Origin of the sequence: Microcoleus sp. F4-D5, from assembly GCF_036704885.1 — a bacterium.
GTDB lineage: Bacteria > Cyanobacteriota > Cyanobacteriia > Cyanobacteriales > Microcoleaceae > Microcoleus.
In genome coordinates, this window is the sequence record NZ_JAUBSX010000133.1 from 1 (window position 1) to 11,006 (window position 11,006).

Genomic DNA, 11,006 nt, shown 5'->3' on the forward strand with positions numbered 1-11,006 from the left:
AGGACGCCCAGACATTTTAATATTCTCCTTTACTTTTCAGGTAACTCTAGCATAACTTTAGAAAAATGGTATAACTCAGCACAAATCCTTGCCAAATTAGGCTATTGTTTGGTTGCAGAGGGGCGACTGGATGAAGCAATAACTACTTACCAAAAAGCCCTTCAGTTAAACCCGAATTGGGCTGATGTTTATTTGAAAATGGGCAAGGTATTGAGTCAGCAAAACCGCTGGGAGTAAGCTTTAGATTGTTGGCTTAAGGTTGCTCAAATCGCTCCGACAAGCGTTAGTGCCCAGTCATTCTTAGAGTTAGGGAATTTTCATTTTACTCAAGGTAAGTTAGAGCTGGCGAGCGCTTGTTACCGCCAGTCGATTTCTCAGAAACCAGACTGTAAGTTTAGTTACTTAAACTTAGGAGTTGTCCTCAAAAAGCAAGGAAAAATCCCAGAAGCGATCGCTACTTGCATTCAACTCCTTCAAATTCTGCCGGATGTGGATGAAGGTTACGACTATTTATTCAAATTATTCACAAATTTAGGTATAAAAGATGAGGCGATGGCTTGTTACTACAGGGCAATTCCTCTGCACCTAATTCGTGAATTTTGTCCTTCAACCGTCGATAGTGAGTTAATTACCTCTACATCAAAGGCGAAAATATCTGTTCTATCGCCACAATTTCTACCCAGCGAAAACCTTGGCTCTAATTTCAGAGAAACTGAGGGTGAAAACGCACAACCATTTGTAGCTGTTATCCCTGACGGACGTGCTTGGGGAGATAAATTTACTCGGGCCGTCATTACTTCAGACGATCGGCTGTTAGAGGATATATCTACAGGTAGTCCGAGTTTGATTATCTCTTCAGATCGGTTGCCTCCCCCGGTTGTCATTCAAGGAACAGTAGCTTTTTTAGCGAAAAACTACTGTTACAATTATTATCACTGGATGTTTGAGTTTTTGCCGCAGATTGAATTGCTCCGGCGATCGGGTATAGATATAGGTAGTATCGATAAATTTGCCGTCAATCATTGTTGCTTCCCGTTTCAGAGAGAAACAGTCAGCTTGTTGGGTATTCCATTAGAAAAAATTGTAGAAACCTATAAAAATAATCACATTCAAGCTCGTCAATTACTGGTGAGCAGTGTCATTATAGAAAGTACAAAATGGGCCTGCGATTTTCTCAGAAGAGAATTCTTGAATGATTCCATCATTGGTTTGCAGAAAAAACAGCGAATTTTTATATCTCGCAAAGAAAGACGCAGAGTGATTAATGAAGATGAATTAGTCGCAGTTTTAACTAAGTTGGGCTTTAAGAGTATCGCGCCAGAATCACTGTCTGTTGCCGAACAAGTATCGCTGTTTGCTGCTGCTGAAGTTGTAATCGCAGCTCACGGTGCGGCTCTGACTAACACAGTGTTTTGCAGTCCAGGTACTAAAGTTATAGAAATATTTGCACCTGATTATGTAAACCCTTGTTACCGCAAACTTAGCAGTCAAGTTGGTCTCGAATACTGGGAATTTATCGGCGAAAGGGTTCTCGATATTGACTCGCACAGCCAGCAGGAGGGAGGGGAACAAATTCACTACGTATTTGAAGATATTTTAGTCAATATTGCTGAATTATTAAATACGATGAAATTGGCAGGTGCGATCTAGCCACCCTAAATGATTCCTGTAGCTTCTTCCAGGCTCTGCCTGGAAGTTAAAAAAGGTTAATTCAATTCAACACGAGTTCTGGCTGCTGAGTCTCAAACAAAGGACGAGTTACCTGACGCAGTAACACTGTTTCTAAACTGCCTTCTACTACATTTGCTGCTTCTATTTCTAACTCGCCCCACAATAGCCGATCGCCTTGATTTGGCATTTTACCTAAAGTGTGGATCGCGAATCCAGCTATTGTTTGGTAAGCTTGGTTAGTCGGCAGGTTTAACCCGAGTTTTTCGTTAACTGCTGTCACTTCCCAATTGCCAGAAATTAGTGCCGAATGAGGATCTTTTTGAACGAAAGTTGCCTGGGAAGGTGACAGCAGCGGTTGAGGCTCTTTACTGGTAATCCAACCGGTCAGCAGCCGCACGGTACCGTTGAGAATTGCTAGCAGCGGCCACAGTAATTTTGAGCAGAGTTCTAGGGTCGGCATCAACAGCAAAGCGGTGCGTTCTGGGGCGTGGGTTGCTAATACTTTGGGTATTAGTTCTCCTAAAACTATTTCTACGTAAGTTACTAAGATAAAAGCTACGGGAACTGCGATCGAATGAGCAGTCAGTACGGCCGGCAAATGACCGATCGGCAATTTGTCGATCCACGGTTCGATCCAGTGTACGGTTGCTCCCTCACCCAACCAACCCAACAGCAAACTCCCTGCTGTTGTGCCAGTTTGAGTCACAGACAGGTAATGCGGTATGTTGTTCTGGGCTTGGTGGACGAGTTCGGCGGTTTTAGCGGTTGGGCGATCGTCCGAGTGGGCGAGTTGGCGGATTTGATGGCGATCGGCTGATACTAATGCTAGTTCTGACGCCACAAAAAAGGCGATTAAAAGTGTTAAGCCCAGCAACATTGCTAATCTCAGCATTGTTTGAGCGACTTCTATTTCCAGGCAGGTAATGTTGTTCAAGATAGATATCTAATATGATAGATGTTTGAGGTTAATTCTTTTATTTTAGCTTGGGATTCAGATTGGTTTATCCCCCGAGATTTCGGATATCCCCACTACCCTTATTCGTAGGTGGGCCGGGCCGCGCACCTTACCCGTAGAACTTGTGAACTCTTTCTCTTGTCTTCCTACCCTTCGGGAACGGCTTCGCCGAACGCGCCCTTGGCGTCTTCGCGGTTCGTTTTAACTGAGATATTGCACCATTCTCAATGACTTGTTTAGGAACAGGCTTTCCGGCCTGTTCCACAATAAAATTCATCTCTCGCTTCACAGGCCGGAAAGCCTGTTCTTGACAATGATGCCAGATGTGAGTCAAAAAATCTAATTCACAAAACCGGAACTCATTGCTGTATCAACTCTCCCTGACTCCCCGGAGCGAGTTAATTTCCGTAAAAGTCTCCACCGGATCGGACTTCAACCCGCCTTGAATGTAATTCAACTTAACTTCTTCTAACAAATCCGACAGCAGCGACTGCAATTCCCCGATAGTTTTCTCATCTTGCAATTCCCGCCGCAAACTTTGATTAAATTCTTGGCTGAAATTATCGAGAATTTTTCTACCTTTATCGTCTTCATAAGTAGTAGATACCACATCCACAGCAGTTTGAGCCAAATAATTCGCTAGCTTTTCCGTCATCTCAGCAGGCAAAATATTAATCGGAGAGAAAGTTTGCAGGATTTGATAGAAATCCGACTGTTTGATTGTTGTTTCTAAATTGTGGTGCAGCAATTCTTCTAAATCCGGTTGCACCTGCGGCAAAACTTTGTAAATTGTCAGATCCAAAATCCGCTTGATAATTTGTTCGATCGTATTTTCCTGATTGACGTGAAGGTACGGCTGCTGCGCCAGCAACATCTGCGCCGCGTCGCCCTGTTCGATCGAACTTTTAGCTTGATTGATAAACCGCACCATCATGTATTCCGACATCGTATTGGCTAAATAAGCCACCGGTTCGTAGGTAATTTGAGTAACTACGCGATCGAGATTCACCAAACCCGACTTGTGCAGCCGCACCAATACCGGCAGAATCCGCCACCCCTGCCAAATCGGTATCACCAGAAACACCTCGTACCAGCGCCTCAGCACAAAATCAAACCAAGTTACCCCCGGTTTGCGGCGGGTGTGGAACAGACTTTTAATCAAAAATTCCGCCCCAAAAAAACCGATAAACAACGCATCAATTTGCCAAAACTGGTCAGCGCTTTTCAAATATTCGGGATTTGGCAAACTCGAATCAATGCCTTTAATCGGGTCATAAATTTTAACTAAACCCGGAAAATAGCTCTGATAAACAGGGCGCAACTGAAGGTAACTGAAATGGAAAAGTACCAGCAAAAAATTTGCCACCGCTACTAAGGCGCTCAGTTTTGCCCAAGAAATTGCTTTATTAGACAATTTTACATCGGTGCTGTTAACAGTTGTGTGGTAATCTGACATAAAAGTAATTTTCCGAATTTGCTAATCGATAAATCTATCTTGTGGCGGACGCTAAAAAACTCTTAACCTATTACAATCCCTTGGTGGACGACAACAAGTATCAGGAAACCCAATGCCGTGAAATTAAAAACCGTCATATCGCTACTCAAAGAAACTTTTACTGAATGGCAAGAAGATAAAGCGCCAACCCTAGCCGCCGCCCTAGCCTATTACACAGTCTTCTCCCTCGCCCCGCTGCTAATTATCGTAATTGCGATCGTGGGTTTAGTCTTTGGTCCAGACGCAGCCCAAGGTCAAATCGTCGCCCAACTCCAAAGTTTAATCGGCAAAGATGGTGCCCAAACCGTCCAAGAACTAATCCTCAAATCCTCCGAACCAAAGTCGGGAATGATTGCTACTCTAGTCGGCATCGCTACACTTTTGTGGGGTGCTTCCAACGTGTTTACTAATCTTAAAGAAGCCCTCAATACTATTTGGAATGTTTCACCTCCTCCCGGACGCGGTATCTGGGGATTTTTGCAAGACCGCGTATTGTCTTTTGCGATGATTTTAGGCATAGGATTTCTACTGCTAGTATCTTTAGTAATTAGTGCCATTTTAGCCGCCGTCAGCTATTGGTTGAACGGCTGGCTGCACTTACCAGTCGGCATTTGGCAGATTGTGGACTTTGCTATCTCCTTTGGCGTAGTTACCCTGCTTTTTGCCTTAATTTACAAACTTTTGCCCGATGTCCATCTTGCCTGGAATGATGTTTGGATCGGCGCCGCCATCACCTCAGTGCTGTTTACGATCGGCAAATCCCTAATAGGAGTTTACCTCGGAGGTAGCGGTATTGCCTCTACCTACGGTGCTGCTGGCTCCTTCGTGATCATCCTGCTTTGGATTAATTATTCCGCTCAAATTCTCTTTTTAGGTGCCGAGTTTACCCAAGTTTGGGCTAACCGATACGGTTCCCGAATGCGAGGTTCGCGAAAGAATTTCCTCCACACCGAAAATGGGGAATCCTCCCCACAAAAACCTCGGAAGCACTCTTAACCTTAGACAAACGGGAAATTAGAGGTTAAACCAGAACCGCTGGTTGGAGGGCAGAAGGCAGAAGGCGGAAGGCAGAAGGCAGAGGGAAGAAGGCGGAAGGAAGGAAAGAAAAATTTTGAATGCAATAATTTTGCTTTTTTTTCTATCGCCTATAACATCCTGTCTTTGGGATGACCTACTTCTGCTTTCTCCCAAGCCCAACTTATCGATCGAGAGGAGTAAAAGTTCTACCTTCGAGCGACCTGGCATCTCGAACAGCAAGCTGAAAGCAGGCTTGAGTTTGACACCTACTTGAATCCGGGAAATTCCCTTCACCTTCGTTCATTTCCATTTAGATTATCTAGATTTTTATCTGCTGCACGTCTCTATCAGCAGAAGGAAGTTCTCTTGCAATTTTTCCCTGCAACTTATCCCTGAAGGATGATTGATCGATCCCGCATTTTGAGTTTAATACTAATTAACTAAAAGATTCCCGTCCCCGCCCAGCAGCCAAAATAGCACTTTCAATCTTCTCCGGCAAGTTATTTTTAAATTGTGGCAAACAATCATGATTTCATTAACTAAAAAACGCATCGCCCTCATCTCCGTACACGGCGATCCGGCTGTGGAAATTGGCAAATAAGAAGCGGGCGGGCAAAATGTTTACTTGCCTCAAATAGGGGAAGCTGTAGCGAAACAGGGGTGGCAAGTGGATGTGTTCACCCGCTCATCCGATCGCCAACAAGCAAGAATTGTACAGCACAGTCGCAATTGCCGGACCGGACAACTCGGCTAGTAGCAGGGCCGCAATAATTTATTCCCCGCGACGAACTTTACGGATATTTACCAATCTTTGTTCGAGAATTTCAGAAATTTCAGTTAGAGTCAATCGATTTTAGATTTTAGATTTTAGATTTTAGATTGACTTGCGCGAGATAAATGCTCTTTCTTGAGGATTTTAGATTTTCGATTTGGGATTGATTCCACGGATCGATCGCGTGGCGGGTACCACCTTTGAAATTCGCTTGTCAGGCTTTCAATATCCGTTAGTTCACACGAATTACTGGCTGTCTTCTTGGGTGGGAATGGAGTTGAAAAAATCGCAACCCCTGCTGCAAGTTCACACTTACCATTCTTGGGCAGCAATTAAATACAAGTCGGTTTCGACAATTCCGATGATTGCCAAAACCAGGCTGCAAGTCGAAAAAACACTTTTGGAAACAGCCGATCGATCGCTTGTCAGTTGACTCAGTATGGCGCCAGCAACTCCGACACACAGGCCGCGGGCGCGTGGAAACCTATTTCAGTTGGGACTGTATCGCCTCCCAACTCAGTCAACTTTACACTCAACTCCTCGAACAATCGGCTCTTGAGCTTGACCCCGCGATCGCTTAGTAGTATCACTTAGTATGGTTGAAGCCAGTTTCCCTCGATCCCCTGTCCCTCATCCGTTCTCACTGGGAACCTTCAACCAGAAGTGATATCAGGAGGTACTCTTGCACGCGCCAGAACATCTGGGAAGGCATCTGCAACCCATTTCAGACATCGAGCTAATTCGCCTGTGGGTGGAGCGCAAATCCACCCGCAGCAAGCGCTTTAGCTGGCAGGCGGCCAACAGTTTTCGGCTGTTTGTAGAAAAACCGCTGGCAGAAGTGACTCTGACTGATGTCGAGACTTTCGCAGCAGCAATGAGAGCTCGGAAACTTGCACCCGGTTTCTACAAGCAAACCTTGCTAGCGCTGAAATCGCTGTTCGCCTTCGGCCAGCAAACGGGCATCTTGCCCGCAGCCCTCCCCCTGCACGGGTGGCCGGTGCGGCAGCGCAGGCAACTGTCCAAACGCCTCCGTTTTAAAATCTCTTGGACTTTGTTAATCTGTTTGTGCTTTTTCTTAGGTCGAATGACGCCGAGGCTGCTGTGGGCACAATCGATCTCGCCCGCCCCGAAACGCCTGCCGGAAGTTGCGGCGATCGATTCACCAGACAAACGAGAGGATAACATCGATCGCGATCGATCGCCCGAAACTCCAACCCTGAATTCACCCGATCGCAGACTCGATCGCAAACTCGATAGCATCAGTCCGGAACGTCGAGTCAAAGCCTTTCTCGACACCATCGCAGCCGCCGAAGGAACCGCTAGCCCCGACGGCTACCGCACCCAGTACACCGGCACGAAATTTGTCAGCTTTCAAGATCACCCCAGGGAAATGAGGTGCGGCCGCCGCTACGGCAAAAAACTCTGTTCCGACGCTGCGGGGCGATATCAGTTTCTCAGCACCACTTGGGACAGATTTGCCAAAAAATTTGGCGTCCGCGATTTCAGCCCAGAAAATCAAGATTGGATGGCTGTAGAATTAATCCGAGAAAAAGGTGCATTAGAAGATATAGAAGCGGGGCGATTGGAGTCAGCAGTCAGAAAACTCGCTTACATCTGGCCTTCTTTTCGCCGTTATGGCGGTTCCGTAGAATCGTCGATGCCCAAACTCGAAGCAATGTACCTGCAAAATTTGGGGATTTACCGGCAAGGATTGGTTGTTAGCAATTAGTGAACAGTCCCAGGACGAGTTTAGATTGGGGTTTGACAATTTTGGATTAAATTTTGACATCCAAAATTGAAAATGGGGTAGTTATGGGTGATGTCTGTTCTTGGGAAATTTTAAAATTAGGCTAATTTTCCATCTTCCATGTGAACGATGCGATCGGCAATATCCAAAATTCGGTTATCGTGGGTTACTAACAGAATAGTACAGCCCTGCTCTTTAGCCAGTTGCTGCATCAAATTCACCACTTCGCGACCGGATTTGCTGTCGAGGGCGGCTGTCGGTTCGTCAGCTAAAACAATTTGCGGTTGACTGACCAAAGCGCGGGCGATCGCCACTCTTTGTTTTTGTCCTCCCGACAAATCATCTGGATAATAGTTAATCCGCTGTTCCAGTCCTACTAACTCTAGCATTTTTGCAGAGCGATCGCGCATTTGGGAACGCGACAAATTCCCGTGAACTTCCAAACCCATCTGCACGTTTTGCAGCGCCGTCAAACTGCGGTGCAAGTTGTGCGCCTGAAAAATATAGCCGATTTTGCGCCGCGCCTTTACCAATTCGTCTGAACTCGCTTTGCACATCTCTTGACCGATAATTTTGAGACTTCCCGATTGACCGGATCTCAGCCCGCCAATCAAAGTCAAAAGCGTAGTTTTTCCCGAACCGGAAGGCCCCGTCATCAGGACAATCTCCCCGGCATTAATTTCTAAGTTGATGTCAAAAAGTACCTGTTTTCGCAGTTGACCTTGACCGAAGTAGTGGTCGAGTTAGTGCAGACAAATTACAGGCTCAGAAATCGGTAATTTGTTAGTTGTCGTGCTGATATTAGTGGATTTCATAAGTTAAAAGTGAGGTTGGTAGTGATGACTAAAGTCCTCCATCAACATTGATCTGCGTTAATCTGCGTATATCCGCTACCATCTGCGGTAAAAATTCCCAACTATGCCATCTGCGGTAAAAATTCAACGTAACTAACTGAGCAATTTCTTCCGTTGGAAAACCTAAAGCCATTGGTTTTTGCGCTGCGGGAATTATTTGCACGTCGTAGAGTAATGATTTGGTTATTTTTATCTACTGCGATCTCGTGAATGTCGATATCTCCTGTAGTATAGCCGATTCTTGGAATATATAGGCGATCGCAACCTGGATGTTCCCCACCCGCAGCTAGCACATCGTCTAGCCAAAGTTGATATTTTGAGCTTAAATAGAGGCGTTCGTAGAGTAAAGCCCCATTGCGCGATCGAAGATTCGCCAAACAGCCTAGATTCTGTGGATTTCTGGCACAGCACCTATGTTTTGCTCGCATTGAGAAAATCCGAGAATTAATCACCGCACCCAGCCGCCAACCGCTTCCTTTCCCTCCGGTGCGATCGTCATTGTTGAACACCAATGGATGAATATTTACCAAGTCTTTTAAGAACGTTGAAATTTCATTAATTTAAGTAAAAAAATAGCTATTAATTTTGTAGTAAATGCTTGAATAGCAGTATAGTATAATTATTTACTGAGTCGGCAAAAGTTGTGAAAGATTGGACAAAATTATCATCCGGTAAGCAAAAAGTTTTGCCGTGAATGAGTTAGAACTTACGCACCGATCCGAGATTTCTTCGTTGTTCTCGGCTTTTGGTATCACCAAAAGCCTCATCCTATTGTTGGTAATTGCGCTGAATGCGTAAGTCCTAGACTTAACAAAAAACAATAAGGTGATTACCATGAACAAGGAAATCATTTTCGTTGACTCGTCTATACAAGATTATCAAGGCTTGATTCAAAATGTCAATTCCGCTCAAATTGAGATTTTAAAAAAAAAATCGAGCGCGATCGCACAAATTACCCAAGCCTTGGCAGATCAAAAAGATATTGCAGCCGTGCACATCCTTTCCCACGGTAGCGAAGGTAGTTTAAAACTCGGTTCTGACATACTCGATTCTATCAACCTAGAAAAGTTCAGAAGTCAGATCGAACAGTGGGGAAATGCCTTAACAGAAAACGGCCATATCCTACTTTATGGATGCAATGTCGCCGCGGGAGAAACTGGCCTCTATTTTGTCAAGCATCTCAGCGAAATAACAGGGGCAGATGTAGCAGCTTCTAACGACTTAACAGGTTCTGCGGCAAGTGGCGGCGACGGGGAGTTAGAAGTGAAATTTGGGGAAATTGAAACCCAACCCCTGAATTTTGCCAATTATGACTACACTTTAGGAGGACCCACTGGCACCGCAGATAGCAAAAGCATCAATTTTAGTGCTACTTCTACTTCCACCGCGATCGATGTTTTAGCGAACGACACGGGAACCGGCAGACTCAGTGTTGATAGTATCGTCACCGGCCCCAGCCACGGCACCGCGATTATTGGTGATTCGATCTATGTCGGTGGCGGGTTCTCCGGCATCGGCGGCCAGCCTCGCAACTCCATTGCTAAGTTAAACTCTGATGGGACTGTTGATACTACCTTTAACCCAAATATGGGTGAGTATGATTCGGTCAGTGCGATCGCTCTCGATAGCAGTGGCAACCTCATTGTTGGTGGCGGCTTCGACACCAACGGCGGCCAAACTCGCAACTACATTGCGAAGTTAAACCCCACCACTGGGGCTGCTGATACTACCTTTAACCCAAATGCGAATAGTTTTGTCAATGCGATCGCCTTTGATAACAGTGGCAACCTCATTGTTGGTGGCTACTTCACCAGCATCGGCGGCCAAACTCGCAACCACATTGCGAAGTTAAACCCGACTACTGGGGCTGCGGATACTACCTTTAACCCGAATGCGGGTGGTTCTGTCTATGCGATCGCCATCGATAGCAGTGGCAACCTCATAGTTCGTGGCGACTTCTACACCATCGGCGGCCAAACTCGCAACAACATTGCCAAGTTAAACCCGACGACTGGGGCTGCTGATACTGCCTTTAACCCGAATGCGAGTGGTACGTATAGTCATTCTGTCAATGCGATCGCTCTCGATAGCAGTGGCAACCTCATTGTTGGTGGCTGGTTCACCACCATCGGCGGCCAAACTCGCAACAACATTGCGAAGTTAAACCCGACGACTGGGGCTGCTGATACTACCTTTAACCCAAATGCGAGTAATGAGGTCCGAGAAATCGCTCTCGATAGCAGTGGCAACCTCATAGTCGGTGGCAAGTTCACCAGCATCGGCGGCCAAAATCGCAACCACATTGCCAAGTTAAACCCGACGACTGGGGCTGCTGATACTACCTTTAACCCAAATGTGAATGGTTTTGTCGGGTCGATCGCCATCGATAGCAGTGGCAACCTCATTGTTGATGGCTGGTTCACCAACATCGGCGGCCAAACTCGCAACCACATTGCGAAGTTAAACCCGACGACTGGGGCTGCGGATACTACCTT

General features: G+C 45.9%; 10 protein-coding genes and 3 pseudogenes. 8 read left to right on the forward strand and 5 right to left on the reverse strand.

The window, feature by feature from the left end; genetic code table 11:
* The 3 genes and pseudogenes from QUA80_RS32035 to QUA80_RS32040 form a co-directional block, all read left to right on the forward strand.
* The coding region (locus QUA80_RS32035) for a tetratricopeptide repeat protein (RefSeq protein ID WP_333428958.1) at positions 1 to 237 on the forward strand (237 nt) is incomplete at its 5' end.
* Between the two features lie 30 nt (positions 238 to 267).
* Positions 268 to 375: pseudogene (locus QUA80_RS34035) on the forward strand (tetratricopeptide repeat protein); the annotation flags it as partial.
* A 114-nt stretch (positions 376 to 489) separates the two neighbouring features.
* The gene (locus QUA80_RS32040) at positions 490 to 1,650 is read left to right on the forward strand and encodes a glycosyltransferase family 61 protein (protein WP_333428959.1); all 1,161 of its coding nucleotides are present in this window, start codon (positions 490 to 492) and stop codon (positions 1,648 to 1,650) included.
* 61 nt (positions 1,651 to 1,711) lie between these two features.
* Here the strand turns inward: QUA80_RS32040 and QUA80_RS32045 are convergent, their stop codons facing one another.
* Both QUA80_RS32045 and QUA80_RS32050 read right to left on the reverse strand, forming a co-directional pair.
* Complete coding sequence (locus tag QUA80_RS32045; protein ID WP_333428960.1) at positions 1,712 to 2,605, reverse strand: CNNM domain-containing protein; 894 nt, start codon at positions 2,603 to 2,605, stop codon at positions 1,712 to 1,714.
* 391 nt (positions 2,606 to 2,996) lie between these two features.
* On the reverse strand, positions 2,997 to 4,082 hold the full coding sequence (locus tag QUA80_RS32050) for a hypothetical protein (protein WP_333428961.1): 1,086 nt from the start codon (positions 4,080 to 4,082) through the stop codon (positions 2,997 to 2,999).
* Positions 4,083 to 4,199: 117 nt separating this feature from the next.
* Here QUA80_RS32050 and QUA80_RS32055 point away from each other — a divergent pair, with 117 nt between their 5' ends.
* Entirely contained in the window at positions 4,200 to 5,117 is a 918-nt protein-coding gene (locus QUA80_RS32055) for a YihY/virulence factor BrkB family protein (RefSeq protein ID WP_333428962.1), read from the forward strand.
* Positions 5,118 to 5,319: 202 nt separating this feature from the next.
* Here QUA80_RS32055 and QUA80_RS32060 read toward each other — a convergent pair whose 3' ends face one another.
* Positions 5,320 to 5,442, reverse strand: coding sequence for a hypothetical protein (locus tag QUA80_RS32060; protein ID WP_333428963.1), 123 nt, complete (start codon positions 5,440 to 5,442; stop codon positions 5,320 to 5,322).
* 222 nt (positions 5,443 to 5,664) lie between these two features.
* Here QUA80_RS32060 and QUA80_RS34040 point away from each other — a divergent pair.
* From QUA80_RS34040 to QUA80_RS32075, 3 genes and pseudogenes are all read left to right on the forward strand, one after another.
* Positions 5,665 to 6,328, forward strand: a pseudogene (locus tag QUA80_RS34040) (glycosyltransferase); the annotation flags it as partial.
* A 4-nt stretch (positions 6,329 to 6,332) separates the two neighbouring features.
* Positions 6,333 to 6,491 carry a glycosyltransferase gene (locus QUA80_RS34045; RefSeq protein ID WP_445302316.1) on the forward strand — a complete coding sequence of 53 codons (159 nt, stop codon included), beginning with the start codon at positions 6,333 to 6,335 and terminating at the stop codon, positions 6,489 to 6,491.
* Between the two features lie 101 nt (positions 6,492 to 6,592).
* Positions 6,593 to 7,639, forward strand: a complete 1,047-nt coding sequence (locus tag QUA80_RS32075) for a glycoside hydrolase family 104 protein (RefSeq protein WP_333428965.1) — start codon at positions 6,593 to 6,595, stop codon at positions 7,637 to 7,639.
* Between the two features lie 116 nt (positions 7,640 to 7,755).
* Here QUA80_RS32075 and QUA80_RS32080 read toward each other — a convergent pair.
* Positions 7,756 to 8,472: pseudogene (locus QUA80_RS32080) on the reverse strand (DevA family ABC transporter ATP-binding protein).
* A 101-nt stretch (positions 8,473 to 8,573) separates the two neighbouring features.
* Complete coding sequence (locus tag QUA80_RS32085; RefSeq protein ID WP_333428966.1) at positions 8,574 to 9,041, reverse strand: DUF4915 domain-containing protein; 468 nt, start codon at positions 9,039 to 9,041, stop codon at positions 8,574 to 8,576.
* Positions 9,042 to 9,345: 304 nt separating this feature from the next.
* On the opposite strand from QUA80_RS32085, the gene QUA80_RS32090 reads away from it, so the two are divergent.
* Positions 9,346 to 11,006: DUF4347 domain-containing protein (locus QUA80_RS32090; protein WP_333428967.1), on the forward strand; the 1,661-nt coding region annotated here is incomplete at its 3' end.